Origin of the sequence: Clostridium sp. JS66, from assembly GCF_033561535.1 — a bacterium.
Lineage (GTDB): Bacteria > Bacillota > Clostridia > Clostridiales > Clostridiaceae > Clostridium_AM > Clostridium_AM carboxidivorans.
The window spans coordinates 5324073-5349825 of sequence record NZ_CP131467.1 but is presented as its reverse complement, the minus strand read 5'-3'; the positions used below and the strand labels follow the sequence as shown (position 1 = coordinate 5349825).

Genomic DNA, 25753 nt, shown 5'->3' with positions numbered 1-25753 from the left:
AATCAATTTTATTAATAATTTGTGTAATAAAAGAAAGGAGAGTGTGTAAAAATTGAGTAATATAAATAGAATAACTGGTCTTTCAGGATTTGACGTAGATGGTACTATACAAAAGCTTATGAAAGCTGAAAATGCTAAGGTAGATAAGGTTAAACAAGATAGGCAGATAATTCAATGGCAGCAGGATTTATATAGAGAACAAATTTCAAATATCAATACCTTTTCAAGTACCTACTTTGATGTTACAAAAGATACATATATTTTATCTCCAAATACCTTTTCTGTATCTTCTGTAACTGGTTCTGATACTACAGGAAAAATAAATGCAACAGCTACATCAGCTGCAAGAACAGGTACTTACAATATGACAGTTAACAATGTTGCAAAAGGAGCTAACATATCAGGTAAAACTGTAAATGTGGAACAAGGTGGTGCTATTGGTTTTTCAATAGTTGTAGATAGCAATAATAAAACTTTTCAAATAGATGGAAGTACAGTTACATTAGATGAAGGAAACTATAGTAATTTATCTCAAATGGCAGCAGCTTTAAATACTAAAATGGGAAGTGTTGCAGTAGGTTCAGGAAAGTTAAGTGATAATGCAGTAGCAGTAGTAAGTGGCGATGGGAAAAATATCCAATTTAATAAAAAGATAAAGATAGATACTACTAATAATACTATGACTCTTAATGTGGATGGTAAGAGCTATAATGCAATATTGCCAAATGGAAATTACTCCACTAGTGATATTGCAGGGATGATAAATGGACAATTATCAAATTTAAAATCTTCAGATGGAAGTAATACACCCTTTCCATCAGGAGTGGTATTGCAATCAACAGATGGACAGAATATAACCTTTATAAATAAATCTGATAATACTGCTCATGCTGGATCAGTAAGCATGGCAGCTGTACCAGCAGTTACAGTTACAAGTGGTGGTAGTAATACTGGAGTAACAGGAACTAAATTAAATTTTGGTACAAATAGCTTTGGATATGATAAGCAAATAATAACTGGTAAAAATGATACTTTCACTATAGGTGGAACTACAATAACTCTTGCTCAGAAGGATTATACAAGTTCGGGAACAAGTGATGCAGATATAACAACAGATTTAATTACACAAATAAATACGCAGCTGACAGCAGCTAGTGCAACTGTATCTGCAAGAGCTGCATTAGATGGTAGCAATGCAATTCAGTTAGTTTCAACTACTTCAGCTCAAATAGGATTGAGTGGTTCTGCTGCTAGTACGTTAGGTTTTGCTAGTGGTTCACAGTTAGCTCAATCTCAAAGTGATAGTATCAATAACCTTTTATCAGGTTCGGCAGATTTTACAATTAATGGTGTTGAATTCAAGTATGATTTTTCAAGAGCAGCAGATCCTTCAGATTCAACTACTGGCATTATAGGAGCTAAAGGTAGGAGCGTATCAAGCATAATGAGTGAAATTTCTACCAAAGCTAATGTGAATATTGGATATAGTGAGCTTACAAGAAACTTTACAATAGCAAGTAGAAACACAGGAGCAGATAAAAACTTTATAGCAAAAGATAACTCAGGGGCATTTATGAGTACTCTTTTTGGAGCTGGAACTGTGGATACAGCTGCCGCAACACCACCAGCTGGGATAACTACACAAAAAGCAGTAGATGGATCTTTTACAATAACAGAACCAGGTGGAGCAGCTACTACTGTTACAGAAGCCTTAAATAACTTTTCCATAGATGGTGTAACTTATAAAATAGACCCTAGTGCTGCTAATGGCGCAACATCAACATTAAATGTAGCACAAAATGTAGATGGCACCCTTAATAAAATAAAGGATTTTGTAAATAAATATAATGATTTGATAGGCAAAATAAATGCAAAGATAGATGAAAAGAGACAGTATAGTTACAAACCTTTAAGTGATGATGAAAAAAAATCTTTAAAGGATAGTGGACAAGAAGACAAGATAACAGAATTAGAAGGCAAGGCAAAAGAAGGTTTGTTAAAAAATGATTTAAGTCTTGAGAATATGGCCTCACAAATGAGAACAGCTTTTTATGATACAGTAAAGGATGCAGGAATAAATCTATACGATATAGGATTATCAACATCTGATGATACAACTCAAAGAGGAAAAATTGTAATTGATGAGGATAAGTTAAAACAAGCTTTGCAAACTGATAGTGATAAAATATCTAAATTATTCACACAAAAATCTACGTCTCAACCTTATTATAGTCCAGTTATGAGCAATAGTGATAGAGCAAAACGATATTCAGAAGAAGGAATATTCCAACGAATAAGCGATATAGTACAAGATAATGTAAGAATGTCAAGAGATGCTCAAGGAAATAAAGGTCTACTTATACAAAAGGCAGGAGTTCAAGGGGATATAACAGATACCAATGGCCTTTTACCTAAGGAATTACAAGAAAAAGATGATCTTATTAAGCAGCTTAATGATAAGCTGTCCGATAAGGAAGATCAATATTATAAGCAGTTTTCAGCTATGGAACAAGCCCTTGAAAAACTAAATTCTCAATCATCATGGTTGGCACAGCAGCTTGGTGGAGGTCAATAAAAATAGATGAATACTGAATTGGAAACTCTTTTAAATGAATATAGAGAGTATACCTTAAAGCTTATAAATATAGTAGAAGCAGAAACTTATGATGATATAGAAGGATTGCTTGAGAAAAGAGAAAATATAATTAATCAAATAAATGGTAATGAACATACAAAAGATGAATTCTCAGAAATAGCAAAAAAATTGCAGATTTTATTTTTACAAAAAAAATTAACAGATTTGATGCATGAAAAGAAAGTAAAAATAAGGAATGAACTTGACTTAATAGCTAAAAATAAGTTTGCAAGAAATAGTTATAATAAAAAATTCAGTGTAGATCCTCTATTTTTTAATAAAAAAATGTAAAAATTGTTTCATTAAGAAGCAAAAACAAAAAATATGAAAATTTTACTTAAAGCTATAAAGATAAAGAAATATAATCCGATATAACTAATGTAATAATTAAAAAATGAGTAAACAAGGATGTTTGCTTAATTTAAAAATCAAGGAGGAATAAAAATGATAATTAATCACAATTTAAACGCAATGAATGCTCACAGAAACATGGTAGCTAATACTACAACTGCAGGAAAATCAATGGAAAAATTAAGCTCAGGTTTAAGAATAAACAGAGCTGGAGATGACGCAGCAGGATTAGCAATATCAGAAAAAATGAGAGGACAAATTAAAGGTTTAGACCAGGCTTCAAGAAACGCTCAAGATGGTATTTCAATGATCCAAACAGCTGAAGGTGGATTAAACGAAACTCACTCAATTCTACAAAGAATGAGAGAATTGGCAACTCAATCAGCAAATGATACAAACGTGTCAATAGATAGAGATGCTATTCAAGGAGAAATTAATCAATTAAGTTCAGAAATAAGCAGAATAGGAAACACAACTGAATTCAATACTCAAAAGATATTAAATGGTGGATCTAATTCGGTTTCAGCTAAGACTTTATCAGCAACATTACAAATAGGAGCTAATGAAAGCCAGACATTTAAGGTTCAAATTAATGATATGAGATCTTTAGCATTAAAAATTACTACAACAACAGCAAGTACATCATTTGCAACAGGAGCAACTAACTTATTAACAGATAAAACAGGTACAGGTAATGAATATGCATTAAATGTAGGAAGTACAGCAGCAGCAGGAAATGCAATTACAGCAATAAATACAGCAATAAACACTGTATCATCAGAAAGAGCTAAACTTGGTGCATATCAAAACAGACTAGAACATACAATAAACAACTTAAATACAGCAAGTGAAAATTTAAGTGCATCAGAATCAAGAATAAGAGACGTAGATATGGCAAGCGAAATGATGAACTACACAAAGACAAATGTGTTAACTCAGGCTGCACAAGCTATGCTAGGTCAAGCAAACCAAACACCAAACCAAGTTCTTCAATTATTAAGAGGTTAATAGTAATAAAAATTATAAAAAAGGACATGCTTTATGCATGTCCTTTTTTATATGAAGTTTATTTAGATATTGATAAAAACATGTGAATAAAGAAAAAATATATAGATACGATACTTATAATGTATTATTAAATTAATTTAATATGAAAGTTGGATAATTATGAAAATAAGTGCATGTATTATAGCTAAAGATGAAGAAAGATATATAGAAAAATGCTTAAAGAGTTTGTATTATCTGGTTGAGAAAGAATTTGGGGAAATAATTTTTGTAGATACAGGTTCAAAAGATAAAACTGTAAAAATAGCAAGAAATTATACGGATAATATTTTTTTTTACCAATGGAATAATGATTTTGCAGCAGCTAGAAATTTCAGTATTACTAAAGCAAAAGGAGAATATGTTTTAATAATAGATGCGGATGAAGAAATAGAAGAGAATTCTTTGAAAAAAATAGTTGAAGTATTTAATGGTGATTATTATAAAAAATTTAATACTTTTACTTTTAAAGAAAAAAATTTTTCAGATGAATCTTTAAAAAACTTTGGAGTTTTTACAAGAAGGTTTATCTTTAAAAACTCAAAGGATTTTTTTTATACAGGAAAAATACATGAGCAGCCAAGCATTATGGAACCACATATGGATTTAGATGTAACTGTATTGCATTATGGATATATAATGGATGAAGAAACAAAAGAAAAGAAGTTTAAAAGAAATTCAGAAATCTTGGAAATGGAACTTCAAGATCACCCTGAAAACCTTTATTATAGATATCAATTAAGTGTGACGTATGAAATGCATGGAGAACTTGAAAAAGCTTTAGAACAGATAAAAATTGTTGTCAGCACAATTAATAATTTAAAATATAATAAATTATTTTTACTTTACTATAACACTGCAGCGAGAATATATAAATCTCTAAAATTATATGATGAGGCTATTGAACTTTGTAACAAAGGTTTAAAACATCAAGAAGATTTTATAGACTTAATCTATTGTTTAGCAGAGATCTTTTATACAGAAAAAAATTATGAAAAAGCTTTACAGTATTCAAATGAGTATATAAAATTACTAAATGAGCTTGAAAAACATCAAATTTTTCATGATACACGATTCTTATTTTATTCATTAGATTGTAAGAAAAAAATTCAAAGTATAACTGCAGTTTCTTCCTATAAATTAAAGAAAAAAGACATATTGTATATGATAGAAAATTGTGAGTTTGAAACTGTAGATAAAACTACAGCACAGTATATAATAGATGATTTAGTCTATTTTGTAGAAAATATTAATTTAAATGAAATAAATATAAGTAATATATATATATTGAAAAAAGCTATAGAGTTTATATTTCAAAGAACCTTAAATTCTAATCAGATAGAATGCTTAGATACAAGCAAATATTTAGAAATAATTGATAAGTATTTATGTTTGGGAAATTTTATGCTTGAAAGAAATCTAAGTTTAGTAAAAGAAGAAAAATCTTTTTTTATAGAAATGAAAAAGGTTTTTGATGCATTGCAAAAATTTGATTTACTTACTATGGTAAAGCTTATAAAAACAGCTGTAGAACTAAATAATAATATGGCTAGACCTATGGAAATATATTTGAAAAAGATACTAGAGGTTATGGGAAAATAGAAGGAGATTTATTTTATGGAAGAAGTAGAAATTTTAGAAAAAAAGTTGCAGCAAAACTCTGTAGATGCTAAAGCTATAGAAAAGTTAGCAGGTATATATTTATTTGATAAAAAGGATTGGAAAAAGGCAATATATTGGTATAAAAAATTAATTTCTATCATTCCAGATTATCCTTATGCAAATTATTACATGGCTGAGTGTTATTTAAATCTTGAAAATATAATTATGGCAAGAGAATATTTTGAAAAAGCCATGAATTTAAAGGAATATAGTGTTTCAGGGTTTAATAATTATGCACACCTTTTGAGTAAAATAGGGGAAAATAAAAAAGCAATTTACTATTTCAAAAAAGCAATTGAAGCTTCGGATAATAAGATTAACATATATAGTAATTTGTTATTAACTTTTAATTATGATTTTTTTTTAGAGGATAAGGAATTGTTTTTACAGCATTTAAATTTTGGAAAGTTATTAGGAGAAAAAGAGATAAGGTTTAATAGCAAAAATAAAAATTTAGATGTGAATAAAAAACTGAAAATAGGTTATGTATCATCAGATTTTAGAAAACATTCGGTTATGTATTTTATGGCAGCTCCGTTAGTTGCACAAGATAAGGATAATTTTGAAGTATACTGTTATTCAGATGTTTTAACGGAAGATAATATAACAGCATCTTTAAAATCTATTGTAAATGGCTGGAGAGAGATATCTTCAATACAAGATGATGAGGTTAAAGAGCTTATATTAAAGGATGATATTGATATATTAGTAGATTTAAATGCACATGCTGGAAGAAATAGATTAGATGTATTTGCCAAAAGAGCAGCACCTATACAAGTTACATGGATAGGATATCCTAATACTACAGGATTAAAAAATATGGATTACAGAATAACGGATAATTATGCAGATCCAGAAGGATTAACAGATGAATATTATAGTGAGAAGTTAATAAGAATGTCAAAAACATTTTTGTGTTATTCAGCAGCACAATGTCCAGATATAAATAAGGATATAGCTGCATTTAGAAATAAGAGGATAACCTTTGGGTGTTTTAATAATATGGCTAAAATAACAGAAGATATTATAAGAATATGGTGTGATATATTAAAAAAGGTGGATAAATCTGTACTAATGCTTAAAAATACTGCTTTTTTAGATGATGAAATAATAAGTTATACTAAAAATAGATTTCTAAGATATGGTGTAAAAGAAGATCAATTAAACTTCATAGAAAGAGATATAAAAGAAAAAGATCATATGAATAGATATAATGATGTTGATATTGCTTTAGATACATATCCTTATAATGGTACAACTACTACCTGTGAAGCTATGTATATGGGAGTTCCAGTTATAACTTTGGCTGGAAAAAGACATGCATCAAGAGTAGGAGTTAGTTTATTAACCAATGTGGGTTTAAGTGAGCTAATAGCATATAACGAAAAAGAATATATTGAAAAAGCTGTTTATCTGGCAAATGATGTAGAAAATTTAAAAAAAATAAAATTAAATTTAAGAAATAATATGAAAGAATCTCTTCTTATGCAAGGCGATAAATTTACAAGAGAATTAGAGAAGATGTATAGAGCTTTATGGAAGAATTACTGTGAAGATGAGAAAAAACAAAAGCTTAGTGAATTGGAAAATTATAAACAAAAGGCAAAGAAAGAAATACAAAAAGTTATAGAAGAAGGAAAAATAGAAGAAGCAAAATTGCTAATAAATGAATATGAAAGCATAGTAAAATATGATATTGAAATTTATTCTATGAAGTCAGTTATAGCTATTATGGAAGGAAAAATAGATTATGCTGAAAGTGTTATAAAAGAAGGACTTGATATAGATAATGAATACTATGATTTATTATGTAATATGGCATACGTTCAAGAGTTAAAAGGCAATGAGGAATTAAGCATTTATTATAAGAAAAAAAGTATCCAAATTGGGAATAATGGAGGATAGTATGGAAAATTTAAGCATAATTGTGAAGGAAGATTTAAAAGAAAATGTCTATAGATATATAGAAATTTTGAAACCACTCTTGGAAGATGGAAACACACAATTAGTTATAATAAATAATGAATATGAAAAATTAGAAATAGACTATGACTATATGATATATGAATTCAAAGAAAATTATAAAAAGTTTTATGAGTTTTGTGATTCAGTTTGTTTTAATAAGAATATAGCAATAATAGAAAGTGGTTTAGATTTAAAAGAAGATTTAATTATAAAAATAAAAAATCTTTTAGTCAAAAATAGTGATTTAAATATAAAGGTTTGTTTAAAAAAATACTATGAAGAAGAAAAATATTATATTCAAGATTTTACTATAATTTATAACATGGAAACATCAAAAGAAGAAAGATTAAATATAGAGATAAAAGATTTTGGACTTATAAATAGTGTAGAGAATTACTTAGAGAATAGTATAGGAAAATTTATAGAAAATAGAAAGTTTGGAGAATTATACTCATGGTATAAGAAGTATATTATAAATGATGAAAATATTACAATTTCTTTTTATAATTATCTAGAGCAGAATAAAGTTTCAATGAGTTCAGAGGATAAATATGAACTTGAAGAATATTTTATTAATGAAAACTTAGATAAAGGATATTGTAGTTATATAAATTTAAAAAACTTAATTGAAAATAATAAAAAAATATCTGCAGAGAATCTGAATTTTATAATTAAAGAAGCTAAATTTAATGAAGAAGATATTTATTTTGCTTATGCTATTTTGGATTTATTTAATAAAAATATATTTATTGAAGAAATATTTGAGATAATAAATTTAAATGTTATTGCAATTTATATGAAAAAGCTATTTGAAGAAGATAAAAGCTTCTATTTAAGAGTGTACGAATTTTTAGTATCTATAGAGTCTGATAAGAAAATTCTTGAAGCTAATAATAAAAATATATTAACATATATGAACATAATAGAGATATATAATGAAAATATATCAGGTGATTCAATTGATAAAGACAAAAAAGAAAAATTAGTACAACTATTTATAGATTATTCAAAGTATGGAGCCTATCTATTAAATGAAAATGTAGATATACCTGCTGATAAAAGAAGATTTTTAACTAAAATAAAAAATGCAACAGATTTTATAAATTTAAATAAAATTAAGGAAGCTATAGCTATTTTAAAAGAAAGTGCAGAAATTTATAATATAATGACTATGTCAACTCGTTATTATGTACAGAAAATAATATATGAAAATCAACTATACTCAAATAAACTTAGTATAACAATGATAGTAAAAAATGAAGAGAAAAATTTAGACCGATGTTTAAAAAGTATAAAACCATTATTAGATAACAATATGGCGGAGCTTATAATAGTAGATACAGGTTCAGAAGATAATACTGTAAAAATAGCTCAAAATTATACAGATAAGATATATTTTCACCAATGGAAGGGGAGTTTTTCAGAATCAAGGAACTGGAGTATTTCATTAGCAAATGGTGAATATGTATTTATTATGGATGCAGATTATGAAATAGATAAAAACAGTTTAAAAAAAATAATTCAATATTTTAATAGTAAATCGTATAAGCAATATAGTACATTTATAGTAAAGATAAAGGATTATAGTGATAATGAATGTGAAAAATTTAGTATATTACCACAGTATTTAATATTTAAAAATGAGTATAATTTCTATTATTTTGGTAAAGTTCACAATCAACCTAATTTTAAAATACCAGTAAGTGAGTTAGATGTGATGATATATCATTATGGATATATTATGAATACTAAAGAAGCAAGTGATAAAAAATTTAATAGAACAGCAAATCTATTAAAAAGAGAACTACAAAAATATCCCCAAAATGTATATTATAGATTTCAATTAACAAATAGTTATTCCATGTATGGAGATCATAAAGAAGCACTAAATCAATCAAAATTGTATATGAAAATTTTAGATAAAGAACCATTAAATTATGATTATATTATGTATTATATTGCTGCGGCCATAACACACTTTTCAAGTAAATTGTATGATAATGTAATAAAAATATGTGATGATATTTTAAGTTTAAATAATGATTTTATTGATGCGGTATTTTTTAAAGCTCAATCTCTTTTTTTGAAGAAAGATTATGAAGATTCAATAATATTTTATAAAAAGTACTTGAGATTACTTTATGATATAGATAAAAATCCTATAATTAATGATACAAAGTTACAAATATACAGCATAGATTCAGAAAATGTAGCGGAGGCAGATTTAGTGGTTTCTTATTTAAAACTTAATATGTATTCTGAGACTTTAAATTATATACTTACTAAGAATAAGGAAAAAGTAGTTCTTTATCAACATGCAGTTATAGAAGCATATATGAAACAAAAAAATTTCAAAGAACTAGCTTTATTTTATAAAAAATATATAAGTACTAATTTAGAAAAAGAAATGTATAATTTTCTTTATTACTTAAAAGAGCATGTTAAAAATATAAGTGATATAGAAAAGAAAGAAATTATAAAAGAATTTAATAAATTAAAAATGCCTAAGGAGCATTTAAGTTTAATTGAATTTGAAATGGAAGGAAAAGAGGAAAATTCATTAAAAGATACTATTAGATTTGTGGGGAATAATAATATAGAGAAAATGAATATTATGTTAGCTCAGAGAGTGTCCCAAGAGATAATTTTAGGTATATTTAATAATAATGTAAATTTAGACAATGAGGAAATAAATAATGTTAGAAAATGTATAAAGTATATACTAGATCAAACTCTTAATAAAAAGACAATTAGCGGATTAAACGAAGAACAGATATTAAATCTTACCTTTAAATATGTAGATTATAGTCTAGTATTATATGAAAAAGATAGAGTGAGATTAAATAAAAAAGAAATAATATTTATAGAAAATATACTTATATCATTTCAGTATATGCAAAATAAAGATTTAGTTGCTGCAGTTAGAGCAATTAAAAGTAGTGTAGAAGTAGAACCTAAGTTAGCAAAAGCTATGAAGTTGTATATTGATAGCATAATACCTTAAATTATTAATATTTTAGCAGAAGGCACAAGCTCAAGCTGTGCTCATGTAGTGAAAAATATAATGGCCAAATTTAAGAACAAATAAATATTAAAAATCATTATTAAAGTACTTTAACAATGCTAAGATTAAATATAATTACAAAAGTAAGTGTTTTGGGTATTGGGAATATTGAAAGGAATGGTGTGACAAATGCAGCAGGATTTTGAAATATTAAAGAAACAAATAAAATCACAGATATCTAATTTAATTAATGACAATAAATTAGAAGAAGCGAATTCTTTAATTAGTGAATATTTTAGCATAGTTAAAGAAGACATTGAAGTTTACTCTATGAAGGCAATAGTATTAATGTTAGAAAATAAGTTCCATGAAGCAGAGAAAGTATTAAAAATTGCAATTGCTATAGATAAATATAATTTTGATATAAACTATAATTTAGCTTATTTAAATGAAAAACTAAAAATGTATGACAAAGCCATATATTATTATGAAATAGCACTTTTGAATTGTAATGATAAAGATATAGAAAAACAAATAAATAATTCTATAAATTATATAAAAGATACTTATAAAATAGATATACATAAGAAAAAGATAGTTTTTTTTGTTAAGCAGGGAATGGATAGTTTTTTAAATGACATTATAAATGGAATATCAGACGAATACGAAACTAGAAAAATCATAGTTACAGAATATAATCATATAGATGAAGGAATGAAGTGGGCTGATATATGTTGGTTTGAATGGTGCGATGAACTTATCGGATATGGAAGTAGATTAGAATTGTCAAAGAAGAAAAAAATAATATGTAGAATTCATGGATATGAAGTATACACTGAGTTTATTAGAAATGTTAACTGGAAAAATGTAAATGAACTTATAATAGTAGCTCCTCATATAAGGAGGATATTTGAAGATAGCACTGAAGACATTGATAAAGGAAAATTAAAAATTAATACAGTTTTTTGTGGAGTTAATTTGGATGCATATCCAATAAATAATAAACAAAAAGGATTTAATCTAGGATACCTAGGATATATTAACTTTAAGAAAAATCTGCCATTAACTCTAGATATATTCAAAAAACTTCATGATATAGATAATAAATATAAATTATATTTTGCTGGGGAGTCTCAAGATGAGAGAACTTTTAGATATATTCAATATTTTGTAAAAGAGAATGAGTTATATAATAGTGTCCAATTTGATGGGTGGAAAGATGCTAAAAGTAAAATTGAATGGTTTAAAAAGATAAATTATATGGTTATATCAAGTATAGATGAAGGTCTATGCTATGCTGCTGCAGAATCAATGAGTAGTGGTGTAAAACCTATTTTACATAACTGCGAAGGTATAAAAGATCATTATCCGCAAAAGTATATTTTTAATAATGTTGAAGAAGCTGTAAGTATGATAATTTCTGATGAGTATAACTCAATAGAATACAGAAAATTTATACAAGATAATTATTCTTTGTCAAGAGAATATAATAACATAAGAGAAATTATTAAGAATTTGAAATAATGAAATAAATAAAAAATTTATATGAAAAGTAGGATAGTATATCAAGTGTTAAAATTAGTAAAATTGGAATAACTTGAAGAAAAGAGTTGAAAATGTGGATAAAAATATTGATGCAATGGAAGAGTACAAAAATAAAATAAAAGGGAAAATAGAACAGAACATAAATAGTGGTGAAATAAACGAGGCAAAACAGTTAATAGATGAATATGAAAAGATAGTAAATGGTGATATTGAACTTTATTCTATGAAAGCAATATTATATATAATGGAAAATAATTTGCTAGATGCAGAAGAAATCTTAAGAGAAGGTCTCTTGATAAACAGTGAATATTATGATTTATTGTGTAATATGTCTTATCTTCAAGAGATTAAAGGTAATAAGTCATTATCAGAGTACTTCAAGAGTGAGGCTGATAGTGTACTAAATAAGGATAAAGTAGATGAAAAGGTGTTAGAAGAATTTCAAATTAAAAAATTTAAATATAATTCAGAAGGAGAAAAAAGAAGTAATGCTCCCAGAGTACTAATTGGAAGTACAGTAAGGCAAAAAAAACTTATACTTAAAGAATTTTTGCAATCTTTATCAGAATTAAATATTCAAAATTATAATGTTGATTTTATGTTTTTTGATGATAATGAAAATGCTGAATCATCCCAATTATTAAGTAATTTCAAAATTGAAAATTGTAAAACTCAAATATTAAAAGGAGAAAAGAAGGGAAGATATGTTTGTAATGATGATACACATCATTGGAAAGAAGAACTAATATGGAAAGTGGCAGCTTATAAGGATAAAATAATCGACTATGCTAAAATGAATAATTATGATTATTTATTCTTAGTGGATTCTGATTTAGTACTTCATCCTGAAACACTAGAAAAGTTGCTTTTGGGTGATAAAGATATAATATCAGAAATTTTTTGGACTAAATGGGATGTAAAAGATGTCAATAAGCCTCAAGTTTGGGTTAGCGGAAATTATAATTTATATTATAAATCAGAGAATGAAATTTTGACTGAAAAAGAAATATACAGTAGAACAAATGGATTTATTAAGTGCATGAGAACTCCAGGAGTTTTTGAAGTTGGAGGATTAGGAGCCTGTACTTTAATTAACAAAAAAGCTTTATCTATGGGAGTATGCTATAAGAAATTAGATGATATAACATACAAAGGTGAAGATAGGCATTTTTGTATTAGGGCATTGAGGATGGGATTAAAGCTATATGTAGAAACCAGTATCCCAGCATATCATATTTATAGAGAAACATATTTAGATGGTGTTGAAGAATATAAGTATAAGAACAGAAAGTCAGCAATTTATAGTTATAATCAGTTCTCTAGAACTGCAGTGAAGTCACAAAATAATACTGTAACATTAGCTATGTTAGTAAAAAATGAGGCACACAGATATTTAGAAGAGGTTCTTACAAAAGCTTCAAAGTATGTTAATAAAGTTGTAATATTAGATGATGGAAGTACAGATAATACTGTGGAGGTATGTAAAAGAATTTTGAAAAATATTCCACATAGTATAGTTTTAAATAAGACATCTAATTTTAATAATGAAATAGTTTTAAGAAAGCAGTTATGGAATCTAGCTGTAGAAAGTAAATGTGATTGGATATTATGCCTTGATGCAGACGAAATGTTTGAAGATAGAGTTAACAAGGGAATAAGAAATCTTATTAATCAACCATATTATGATTATTTTGATTTTAGATTATATGATTTTTGGAATAAAGAGCATTATAGAGAAGATAAGTATTGGAGTGCACATAAACACTATAGAAGTTTTCTTATCAGATATCAACCTAATTTTAAATATATATGGAATGAAACACCTGTACACTGTGGAAGGTTTCCATTGAATATATATAATCTTCCTGGTGCAATAAGTGATTTAAGAATTAAACATTTAGGATGGGCAAATGAAAAAGAGAGAATTGAAAAATATAAAAGATATATGGAACATGATAAGGATTTTAGATATGGCATAAGGGAGCAGTATGAATCAATTCTAGATAAAAGTCCTAACTTAATTAAGTGGAAGGAATAACGAAGGAGGTTTAAATGAAGATATTAGTATTTCAGCATGATACTATTGCTATGGATTGTATAAATAACTTTAAAAATTTAGGTTATCAAGTGGTAGAAGGTCCAATACCTTACAAGTCTAATATAGCAAAAGTAACAGAGAAAATAAAAAATCACAATCCAAATTATGTATTTACTATAAATTTTTATGCTACTATATCAAATATATGTAAGAAATTGAATATAAAATACATATCCTGGACTGTGGATATACCTAATTATGATTTATATACAGAGCCAATTTTTAATGATACAAACAATATATTTATATTTGATGAAACTATAGTAGAAGAAATTAAAGGGTTGGGTGGAAAGAATGTAAGATACCTTCCACAAGCTGCATGTGTATCTAGATTGGACAAGGTATGCATTGATGAGGAAGATTTAAAAAGATATTCTTGTGATGCTAGTTTTGTAGGAGCAACTATTATAAATAATGAATTTAACTATATTAGTAACCTTATAGATGAAGAGCTTAAGGAGGAAATTTTTAAGATTTTTAGCATTCAAAGTATGGATATAAGTGTAGATAGAATAACAAGATTTATGAATGATGAACTAATAGAAAGATTGAAAGAACCTATTAATCATATTTTTAATGTAAAAACTGATTTTCTATCATTAAAAAGAAAAGAATACTTTATACTATCAAGAAAATTTGATGAAATGCAAAGACTTGATATGGCTGACTATTTATCAGATATATATAAATTTAAGGTTTATGGGGATGATGCTTGGGAGAAGGTACTAGGTAAAAAGGTTAACTATATGGGAAGTGCTGAGCATTATATAGAAATGCCTAAAGTTTTTAAAATTTCAAAAGTAAATATAAATCTGATGAGAATAAGCTTTGGAACAGGACTTCCAATGAGGGTTTTTGATATAATGGGAAGTGGTGGCTTTATGGCTACTAATTATAAAAAAGATATTATAAAGTTTTTTGATGATGGAAAAGATTTAGTTATATATAGGGATATAAAAGACTTAAAAGATATTATTCAGTACTATACTAATCATGAAGATGAAAGAAAGGAAATAGCTATGAGAGGGTATGAAAAAGTAAAACAACACCACAATTACGTGATTAGATTAAAGGCTATGATGGATATGGTAGAAGGAGTTTAATGGGGATGATAACTCTTTGTATGATAGTAAAAAATGAAGAAATAAATTTAAGGAAGTCTCTTAAGGCTGTATATCCTTTTATAGATGAAATAATAGTAGTAGACACAGGGTCTACAGATAAAACTAAAGATATAGCGAAAGGATTTACAGATAAAGTTTATGACTTTGAATGGTGTAATGATTTTGCAAAAGCTAGAAATTTTGCAATATCTAAGGCATCAAATGATTGGATATTAGTATTAGATGCAGATGAGGTAATTGTAGAGTTTTATAGTAATAGTATTTTAAAATTTATAGAGGATAAAAATAATTCTAAAGTTGTAGGGAGAATAAAAATTATAAATTTTCTAGATTGCAGCAGTAAAAATAAAACTCAGACAGAAAGATTAAGCAGATTATTCAATAAAAATTATTTTCATTATGAAGGTATTGTTCATGAACAAGTTACTGCATTAAGTGAAAAAGCTTATACTGTGATTCCAGTAGATATTGCTGTTAATCACTTTGGATATACTAAAGATGTGTTAAGGAAAACATCAAAATTACAAAGAAACATAGAACTATTAAAAAAGGCTGTAGAAAATAATCCTAAGGATTCATATTACTTGTATCAACTAGGTAAAAGCTATTATTTAAATAAACAGTACAATATTGCTTTGATAAATTTTAAAAAGGCACTAAAGTTTATAGACAACCCTAATTATGAATATGCAGAAGATTTAGTGGAAACCTATGGGTATTGTTTAGTTAATACAGAACAGTATTCAGAGGCTTTACATATAGAAAAATATAAAACTTATTACTTAAAATCTCCAGACTACAATTTTTTAATGGGACTTATTTATATGAATAATGGAAATTTTAAGGAGGCAATAAATAGTTTTCGCATATGTACAACTTATGAGGAGGGTAAAATAGAAGGAGTTACTTCATATTTACCTTATTATAATATAGGCGTAATATATGAATGTCTTGGAGAAAAAGATAAATCAGAAAATTATTATAAAATGTGTGGAAATTATGAGCTAGCTTTAAAAAGATTATGATTTATAATATTAATTTTACTAGAATCTAAATGGGAGAAATAATATGTGTGAAGTTCAAGATAAATTTGATAAGGCAATTAAATATGAAAAAAATGGGAACTTAGAATATGCAGAAGTTTTATTTAAAGAAATTATTGAAAAGCATAAAGATTATCATAATATAGATTTAGTTTATAATAAATTAGGAGTGTATTCATATAGCAAAAAACAATTTGAAGAAGCTATTAAATATTTAAAAGAATCGCTGAATATAAATCCAGACCTTTGTATAACATATAGACTTATTGGAATTGTTTATAAAAGTACAGAAGAATATGATAAGGCGATTGATAATTTTAAAATATATATTTGTAATGATAAAAAAAGTTTAGAAACAATATATGATATAATGTATTGTTATACAGAAATGTCACATTGGAATGAAGCTGCATATTGGGCCGAAAAGGTAACTAGTTTGGATGCTTCATATAAAAAAATAAATTTATACTTAGGAATCATAAATTACAATTTGGGAAATGTAAATAAAGCAGAGAATTTCTACAAAAATCAATTGAAAAAAGATCCTTGTTGTTTAAATACTCTTGATAAATATGCGGTTCTTTCAGCTAAAAGAGGAAAACATGAATGTGCTATAAAGTTATTAAAAAAGGCAGCTGAAAATGCAGGTGCAGAAAATTATAATTATTTCAGTGATTATTTACTTATGTTAAATTATAATATAGGTTCTAATTATGAGGATATTTATAATGAACATTTAAGATTTAGTAACTTAATAAATGAAAAGGTACGATTAGAATTTTCAAATAAGTTATTAATAAATAAAAAATTGAGAGTAGGGTATGTTTCAGGAGATTTTAAAGTGCATTCAGTAGCATACTTTGTGATTTCTCAATTACTATTATATAATAGAGAAAAATTTCAAGTATATTGCTATTCTGATTTAAAAAAGCCTGATATCGTAACAAATTTAATTCAATCTAATGTAGACTGTTTTAGAAATATTTCAAAACTAACTGATAAAGAAACTATAAGGGTAATAGAAAAAGATGAAATAGATATACTTATTGATATAGCTGGACATACAGGCGACAATAGATTACCAATATTTGCTGCAAAACCATCACCAATTCAGATTACTTGTATAGGCTATCCCAACACTACAGGATTGAAGAATATGGATTATAGATTAACTGATTGGTATTGCGACCCTGAAATATTAAATGATCAATATTATACTGAAAAGCTAATTAGAAAGAATAAAAGTTTCTTATGTTATAATAACTTTACTGATGCGCCAGAAGTACAAAAAGATAAACAAGATAACAATGAAATTATATTTTGCTCATTTAATAATAGTACTAAACTTACTGAAAGAATGATTGAAATTTGGAGTAAAATATTAATTAACGTAAAAAAATCTAAAATTATGCTTAAGTCTGACATCTACAAAGACAAAGAAATAGCAGAAGAAATAAAAGAAAAATTTTTGAAATTTGGTGTAAAAAAAGATAGAGTTGAGTTAATTGGAATTTACCCTGAAAATTATCAGCATTTAAATGCATATAATAAAGTAGATATAGCTCTTGACACTTTTCCTTATAATGGTACTACAACTACCTGTGAGGCTTTATATATGGGAGTACCTGTTATAACCTTAGCAGGAAAAATACATTTATCACGCGTTGGTGTTAGCATTCTTGCTAATATAGGTATGGAAAAATTTATAGCATATAATACAGAGGAATATATAGAAAAAGCTATTAAATTAGCAGAAGACAAAAAAGAATTAAAATATTTAAATGAAAACCTAAGAGGTATAATGATAAAATCTGATTTAATGGATGGAGCAAGATATGTTTCAGAGATAGAAGCAATATTTGCAAATTTATGGACAAAATATGTAAAAGATAAATTAGGAATTGAGACTTTTAAAACAGTAAAAAATATATCAATTACAATAAAAAATATTTTGTCGAAGATAAATAAGATAAAGAAAAATATTAGTGAAGGCTTTGACAGTTTAATACTAATAAATCTAATAAACGATTTACCAGAAAATATGGTGAAGTTAAATGAATATATGACTAATCTTAAAGTAGAAGATAATGAATATTATGAACTGATTGAGGCTATAAGCAAATCAATAATTTTATTGATAAAACTTGTTCAAACAGGAAGCTTTGTAGATGAAGTCAATAAAGTTATAGATAATATGATACTTCCAGCATTAAATAAATTGATTGTAAAGTTTTAGAAATGGGGGCATTTTTATGAATTATTCACAAAACCAATGTGCAAATTTATTATGTGAAATAGATTTAATTTTAAAAAAAATACAGGATTTATGTAGTAGTATAAAAAGCGATTTAGTAGCCAATACAATGAATGAATATAAACTTTTAGTAGATGAAATAGTAAATTTACAGCAAATCTATGAAGAAAAATATTTAAACGATATTTTTGATAATATACTATATAAAAATATTTATAATGTATTCGAAAATATACTAAAAGCTTATGAAGAAAGAAACAGGGAGAAATTATTATATGAATTACAAAATAATTTGGTAAATTGTTTAGTGAATTTAAAGGAAAATATAATTTTAGATCCTGTATTACAAAAAGACAGTAGAAAACTCCATATTGGTGGAAAGGAAAAAAAAGATGGTTGGGAAATTTTTGATGCTATAAAGGAAGAATATGTAGATCATCTTGGAAATGCAAAGGATTTATCAAAATTTAGAGATGATACATTTGATATAATATATGCATCTCATGTGGTGGAACACTTTGACTATAAGGATGAATTATTGCAGGTGCTAAAGGAATGGAAAAGGGTATTGAAACCTAATGGAAAGTTATACATTTCTGTACCTGATCTAGATATATTAGCGCAATTATTTTTATTAAAAGATATAGATATTAATTCACGATTTGAAATTATGAGAATAATATTTGGTGGTCATACAACAGATTATGATTATCACTATACAGGTCTTAATTTTGAATTTTTATACTCTTTTTTATATCAAACAGGATTTAAAAATATAAGAAGAGTAAATAAGTTTAGTATATTTAATGATACCAGTAATATGGAATTGACATCAATACCAATTAGCTTGAATGTTATTGCAGTTAAAGAACTGTAATTGAAAATATCATAATTTTGGAGGGTAAAATGAATAATCAATATTATATAGAAACTTCAAATGACGATAAGAGCATAATTAGAGTTGTGAATGAAGAAAGAAAAGTATATATAGGTAGCAAATATTCAGTAGAGCGAGATATAAATAAATTCATATATGATTTAGACAGTGTAAATGGAAATAATGTAATTATAGTATTTGGATTAGGTGCAGGGGAACATATAAGAGAATTGTTAAAAAATATAACAGATAATAATAAAATTATAATAGTAGAGCCAAGTACAGAAATAGTTAATTTATTTTCCAATATGGACAACTCAAAATATATACTTGAGGATAAAAGAATAAAAATATTTACTTACAATGAAAAAAGTATAGAAAAAGATTTAAATAATAGTATAGAAAGTTATGAAATAGATAATGTTAAATTTATAAGTTTTGCAAATTATGCATCTATATTTCAACATGAATTTAAACAGTTAAATACTTCTTTAAGAAAAATTACTCAAAATAAGAGAATAGGAAGAGATACTATTACTTTCTTTTCCAAAACATTATTTCAAAATTTTATAAAAAACATGAAGCAGTCAACAGGCTGTTGTGTTATAAATTCTTATAAGAATTTATTTCAAGGAAAACCTGCAGTTATTGTTTCAGCAGGACCTTCCTTGGAAAAAAACATACATTTATTAAAGGGGGTACAGGATAAATTTATTATAATATGTGGAGCTAGAACATTAAAAGCTTTAAAAAATGCAGATGTTACTCCAGACTTTGTTTGTGCAATAGATCCTCAAGATATTACTTATACTATTATGAAACATAATTTGGAACAAATGATACCTTTAGTATTTATGGATTCTGCTAATTATAAAATTGTTGAAGAATATAAAGGAAATAAAATATTATTTTGTAATGAGGGAATGGAAACCTATGTAGAAAGTATAGTTGGTAAAAAGGTAGATTCTCTACTTCAAGGTGGATCAGTAGCGCATGTGTGTATGGGATTAGCTGTTTACCTAGGGTGTAATCCTATTATATTCATAGGTCAAGATTTAGCTTATACGGGAGATAAGTTTCATGCACAAAGTGCTAAAGCTATGGAGAACCCACAAGATGTAGCTGTAGCATATTTGGAACAAAATAAGGATCTTTGGCTTAGTAGTGCAGATAGATATGTAAATGACATAAATGGGAAATTAGTACGTACAAGTATTCTTTTAAACTCTTACAGGGAAGAATTTGAGGAGCTTATAGAAAAATATAATAGTATAACATTTATAAATAGCACAGAAGGTGGAGCCCACATGAAAGGAACAGAAGTACTTTCTCTTAAAGATTCTATAGAGAAATATGCTAAGGGAAAAATAGATAAAAATATTAGTTTTGAAGATATAATAAAACATGAAACAGTTGAACATAATTTAAATATAATGAAGAATAATTTGATAAATATAAAAACATCCTGTGGAAAGGGTGTGGATTATGCTGAAAAAATGTACATGTATTACATAGGTAAAAAAGGAATAAACATAAATAAGATATTTGATGAATTAGATAAAGTGGATTTAGTTATAAATGATATACAAAAAATAGGAATTATAGCTTATTTATTAGGACCTTATATAGAAAAAGTTTTAAATGATGAGAGATATTCTGAAAAGATAAATGAGTCTGAAGTAGATGCTGGCAAAAGAATGGCAGAAAAAAGCAAAGCATTATATGATGCGATAATAAAAGCTGCAGAAGAAGCATTACAATATATGGATTAAATAATAAAACTATATAATCAGATGCTTACATTTAATAATAAAATTTATTATTCTAAATTGCTATTATTAATATAAGTTTTTTATAAAAAACTACGATAATTGTAAAAAGACGCTTATGCATTTTAGGAGGAATAAAAATGAATGAAGAATCTATAAGAGCAATAGAAGAGTATAAAGCTGTTCAAAGAGATACAATGCCAGTAGCTTCAGAATATATAGTAAAGCTTAAAAATGGTGTGAATATGGCAATTGAAAAATTTCAAATAGGAGAAAGTGAAGAAGGAATTAACTTATCTTCATATATAGAAGAAGGCTTACAATGGCTTATGAAAGTAGCTAATCTCACTAAGGATGTTCAATATGAAGAAATGAATGAAGTAATTATGTCAAAAAAGTTGGATATGTTTGTAGATGCATATGAAAGTAAAGATTACACTCTAATGGGTGATATTTTAGAATTTGAAATAAAGCCTTTATTGGAAGTATGGGAAAAGGTTATAAATGCTGTTAAGTGTTAGTGTAAAGGCCTCATACATTTTTGATGTGTGAGGTTTTTATTTTCATACAAAATATTTTTAATAAAGGAGAAGAGAAATGACCTATTATACAAACAAAAGAATTTTAATAATAGGTGGTACTGGTACCATAGGGCAAGGACTTGTAAAAGAACTTATAAAGCATAAACCTAAAGTTATAAGAATATTAAGTAGAGATGAATACAAACAATTTATAATGCAGAATGAGTACGGAAACGGTGGAATGTTTAGATTTTTTATTGGAGATGTAAGAGATTATGATAGAGTAGAAAGAGCTATGAGCGGCATTGATATAGTGTTTAATCTTGCGGCCATGAAGCATGTACCATCTTGCGAATATAATCCATCAGAAGCTATAAAAACTAATGTTAATGGTATGGAGAATGTAATAAAAGCAGCAGTATATAATAAAGTTAAGTGTGTTATATTTACTAGTTCAGATAAAGCTATAAATCCAACCAATTCCTATGGAGCTACAAAGCTTTTGGCAGAGAAATTAGTTCAGGCTGCTAATTACAGCAAAGGACCTGTGGAAACAAAATTTGTTGCTGTAAGATTTGGAAATGTAATGGGGTCTAGAGGATCAGTTATTCCATTATTTAAAAGACAAATATTAGAAAAAAGAAAAGTAACAGTTACAGATGAAAACATGAGCAGATTTATGATGACCTTGGAGCAGGCTGTAAAGCTTACTATAAAGGCTGCGGAGATATGTTATGGTGGAGAACTGTTCATATTAAAAATGCCTGTAGTTAGGTTGAAGCATTTGACAGAGATAATTATAGATGAGGTTTGTAAACAGTATAGTATAAATGTTGATAGTATAAAAGTAGAAAGTATAGGCTTGAGGCCAGGGGAAAGAATGTATGAAGAGCTTATGACAGAAGAAGAATCAGAATATGCTTATGATTTAGGAAATATGTATGCTGTAATACCAACCACCTTTAATAAAAGTGAATATGAAAAATTTTATAGGAATTTTAAGCATTCAATTAGAAAAAGTTATACTTCTAATGACATAGAACCGTTAGCAAAGAGTGAAACCAGAAAACTTTTATTGCAGGGATTAGATATAGATATTGAAAGGGGAATGCTGTAGTGAAGTTGCTTATAACAGCCATAGGGAAAAGAGTGCAGCTTATAAAGTATTTAAAGAAAAATTGTACTATAGTTGGGGTTGATGCAGGAGATAGTGCTCCTGCAGCTAACTTTGTAAATAAATTTTATAAGGTGCCTAGATTTAATGACCAAAATTATATGGATTATCTTTTAAATATATGCAAGAAAGAATCCATAGACCTATTAATACCACTTCATGAATATGAATTTGATATATTATGTGAAAATAGAAGTAAGTTAAAAAAGATAGGAACTACTTTGATGTTAAGTCATAAGAAAATAATAGATATATGTCAGAATAAATTAAATACCTATAGATTTTTTATGGAAAATGATATAGGATCACCAAGATCATATTCTGAAAATAAAATTTTAGAGGTTTTAGAAAATCCAAATAGTGAAGATAATGTAAAAAAGTTTTTAGAAAAAGAATTTAAGATGAGGTTTCCATTAATAGTTAAACCTATTAATGGTATGGGAAGTGAAGGAGTATTTAAAGTAAGAAATGTAAAGGAATTAAAATTTTTTATAGATTATATAGAAAATCCTATAATACAACAATACATAGGAGGTACAGAGTATACTATAGATGTACTTTGTGACTTAAAGGGGGATGCTATATCTATAGTACCTAGAGAAAGACTGGAAGTGCGATCAGGAGAAGTTTCTAAAACTAGAACTGTGATGCATAAAGAAATAATAGAAGAAACTTATAGGTTGATTAAAGCTCTGACTAAATCAGTTAGCAATGAGGAGAAGGTATCAGTTATAGGTCCATATACAATACAGTGTAAAGTTACAGAAGATAATAAAATAAAATTTATAGAAATAAACCCACGTTTTGGAGGGGGAGTGCCACTTACCTTTGAGTCAGGGGTGGATTATGGTAAGTATTTTAATATGATGGTAGATGGTGAAAAGATAGAACCTATAATAGGGCAATTTAAGGAGATGACTATGCTTAGATATGATGATGCGATATTTATTGGATAACTTATAATATAAGAAGGGTTAAATAGTCTATAAAAAATAAAGCTAATGAAGGAGAAAAATTGAATTTATGAATAAAGAGTTTACAAAGTATGATATTCAAATAAGAAACGAAATACAGTCTTTAATTAATTCGAGCAAATTGGATGAAGCATTGAAGTTAACTGTGAAATATGAAAACATAGTTGGTAAAAATTCGGAAATTTATTCTTTTAAGTCAATTATAGCCATAATGAAAAATAATCTATTTGAAGCAGAAAAACTATTAGAAGAAGGGTTAAATGAAAATGGTGATAATTTTGATTTGCTGTATAATAGAGCGTATTTATACCAGCGTTGCAATGAAAAATATCCAGCATTAATTTACTATAAGTGGTCATTAGAAAGAACTAATGATGAAGAAATGAAAGAGCAAATTAAGAATATAATATCTGAACTAGAAAATGAACTAATGGAAAATAAGGACTATAAGAATAAAGTAAAAAAAAGTGAAGTTAGATTTAGTGTGGTTATTCCAACAAGGCAAGGACATGAAGTGTTAAAGTATGCCATTCAAACTTGTATAAATCAAGACTTTGATAGTTATGAAATTATTGTTTGTGACAATTTTAGTAGTAGAGAAACAAAAGAAGTAGTGGATAGTTTCAATTGTAAAAGAATAAAATATATTCGTTCGACTAAACCTTTAAGTATGAGTGATAACTGGGAACTAGCTGTATCATACGCAAAAGGAGAATATATAATAGCCATAGGTGATGATGATGGTTTGCTTTTGCATGCATTAAAAGAGATAGATAAAATTATTAAAAGGACAAGTACTAAGGCAGTAAAATGGGATCAAGTCTCTTATTTTTGGTCAAGTTCTTCATTTAATAATAAAAAAGACATACTTAGTATACCATTTTCAAAAGTATTATTTGAACAGAATGCAATAGATGTCTTAAATGATGTAATTAATATAAGAGCTAATTATTCAGATCTTCCTATGATTTACAATTCTGCAATACATAGAGATCTATTAGGCTTATTAATTTATAAAACAGGACGTGTTTTTAAATCGGCAGTACTGGATGCATATTCAGGTTTTACATTTGGATATTTAGTTAAAAAATTTATAAGCACAAAAGTTCCTATGAGTATAGCAGGTGTTTCAGGAAAAAGTAATGGTGTAGCATGTGTTCATTCAACAGAATCCAATACTATAGCAAAAGAATTTATCCAACTTAATAATGAATCAGGATTAACGTTAAATGTTAAAGTGCCTAATTTATATTCATTTCTCACAGCTTGCTATTTAGGCAGTTTTTTTGATGCAAGAGATAACTTGTTCCCTAAGGATGAAATGATTATCTTTGATCCAAAGAAGCATATAATTGCCTATATGAATGAATTAATTGGAAAGACATGCAAAATGAAAGATGAATCTTTACGAAAAAGCAATTGGGAAGAAGGTTTAAAAATTATTCGTAATTTAGTTATAGAAGATAAAGAGCTTTTAGCTTGGTTTGATGACCAATATTATAATTATGCGGAAGAGTTTTTTAAAACAAACATAAAACTAAAGGAAGACGAGGTTGAAGTAACAGGCTTCAATAATATGTGTTTAACTTTGGATACAAAAGAGTTTTGTGTGAAAAATGTTTATGAAGCTGCAGAATTATGCGAGAAGATATTGGGGTACAAAAAATATGGTATTGATTGGTTGGAATAAATCAAATAGAAAAAAGGATGACT

At 26.8% G+C, this 25753-nt stretch carries 17 protein-coding genes; all 17 read left to right on the top strand.

Features of this window, described 5'->3' with window-relative positions; genetic code table 11:
- The first annotated feature begins 52 nt into the window (after positions 1–52).
- The 17 genes from fliD (at position 53) to Q6H37_RS24690 (ending at position 25730) form a co-directional block, all read left to right on the top strand.
- Positions 53–2575, top strand: a complete 2523-nt coding sequence (gene fliD, locus Q6H37_RS24770) for a flagellar filament capping protein FliD (RefSeq protein WP_318737392.1) — start codon at positions 53–55, stop codon at positions 2573–2575.
- Positions 2576–2581: 6 nt separating this feature from the next.
- On the top strand, positions 2582–2926 hold the full coding sequence (locus Q6H37_RS24765) for a flagellar protein FliT (protein WP_318737390.1): 345 nt from the start codon (positions 2582–2584) through the stop codon (positions 2924–2926).
- A gap of 153 nt (positions 2927–3079) precedes the next feature.
- Positions 3080–3994, top strand: coding sequence for a flagellin (locus tag Q6H37_RS24760; protein WP_318737389.1), 915 nt, complete (start codon positions 3080–3082; stop codon positions 3992–3994).
- 159 nt (positions 3995–4153) lie between these two features.
- Positions 4154–5632, top strand: coding sequence for a glycosyltransferase (locus Q6H37_RS24755; protein WP_318737388.1), 1479 nt, complete (start codon positions 4154–4156; stop codon positions 5630–5632).
- A gap of 15 nt (positions 5633–5647) precedes the next feature.
- Positions 5648–7597 (top strand): hypothetical protein, encoded by a 1950-nt coding sequence (locus tag Q6H37_RS24750; RefSeq protein ID WP_318737386.1) that lies wholly within the window; start codon positions 5648–5650, stop codon positions 7595–7597.
- A gap of 1 nt (position 7598) precedes the next feature.
- On the top strand, positions 7599–10661 hold the full coding sequence (locus Q6H37_RS24745; protein WP_318737385.1) for a glycosyltransferase family 2 protein: 3063 nt from the start codon (positions 7599–7601) through the stop codon (positions 10659–10661).
- A gap of 189 nt (positions 10662–10850) precedes the next feature.
- Positions 10851–12185, top strand: a complete 1335-nt coding sequence (locus Q6H37_RS24740) for a glycosyltransferase (RefSeq protein WP_318737383.1) — start codon at positions 10851–10853, stop codon at positions 12183–12185.
- A gap of 94 nt (positions 12186–12279) precedes the next feature.
- Positions 12280–14244 (top strand): glycosyltransferase, encoded by a 1965-nt coding sequence (locus tag Q6H37_RS24735; protein WP_318737382.1) that lies wholly within the window; start codon positions 12280–12282, stop codon positions 14242–14244.
- A 14-nt stretch (positions 14245–14258) separates the two neighbouring features.
- Positions 14259–15407, top strand: coding sequence for a glycosyltransferase (locus Q6H37_RS24730; RefSeq protein ID WP_318737380.1), 1149 nt, complete (start codon positions 14259–14261; stop codon positions 15405–15407).
- A gap of 5 nt (positions 15408–15412) precedes the next feature.
- On the top strand, positions 15413–16453 hold the full coding sequence (locus Q6H37_RS24725) for a glycosyltransferase (protein WP_318737378.1): 1041 nt from the start codon (positions 15413–15415) through the stop codon (positions 16451–16453).
- Positions 16454–16496: 43 nt separating this feature from the next.
- A complete protein-coding gene (locus Q6H37_RS24720) occupies positions 16497–18707 on the top strand; it encodes a hypothetical protein (protein ID WP_318737376.1) in 2211 nt (736 codons plus the stop codon).
- A 16-nt stretch (positions 18708–18723) separates the two neighbouring features.
- Entirely contained in the window at positions 18724–19602 is an 879-nt protein-coding gene (locus Q6H37_RS24715) for a class I SAM-dependent methyltransferase (protein WP_318737375.1), read from the top strand.
- 29 nt (positions 19603–19631) lie between these two features.
- A complete protein-coding gene (locus Q6H37_RS24710; protein ID WP_318737373.1) occupies positions 19632–21374 on the top strand; it encodes a motility associated factor glycosyltransferase family protein in 1743 nt (580 codons plus the stop codon).
- Between the two features lie 137 nt (positions 21375–21511).
- A complete protein-coding gene (locus Q6H37_RS24705) occupies positions 21512–21892 on the top strand; it encodes a hypothetical protein (RefSeq protein ID WP_318737371.1) in 381 nt (126 codons plus the stop codon).
- A 76-nt stretch (positions 21893–21968) separates the two neighbouring features.
- Positions 21969–23009 carry an SDR family NAD(P)-dependent oxidoreductase gene (locus tag Q6H37_RS24700; RefSeq protein WP_318737369.1) on the top strand — a complete coding sequence of 347 codons (1041 nt, stop codon included), beginning with the start codon at positions 21969–21971 and terminating at the stop codon, positions 23007–23009.
- The gene (locus Q6H37_RS24695; protein WP_318737367.1) at positions 23009–24022 is read left to right on the top strand and encodes an ATP-grasp domain-containing protein; all 1014 of its coding nucleotides are present in this window, start codon (positions 23009–23011) and stop codon (positions 24020–24022) included. Before Q6H37_RS24700 ends, Q6H37_RS24695 begins: the two co-directional genes overlap by 1 nt.
- A gap of 67 nt (positions 24023–24089) precedes the next feature.
- Entirely contained in the window at positions 24090–25730 is a 1641-nt protein-coding gene (locus Q6H37_RS24690) for a glycosyltransferase family 2 protein (protein WP_318737366.1), read from the top strand.
- The last annotated feature ends 23 nt before the right edge of the window (positions 25731–25753 follow it).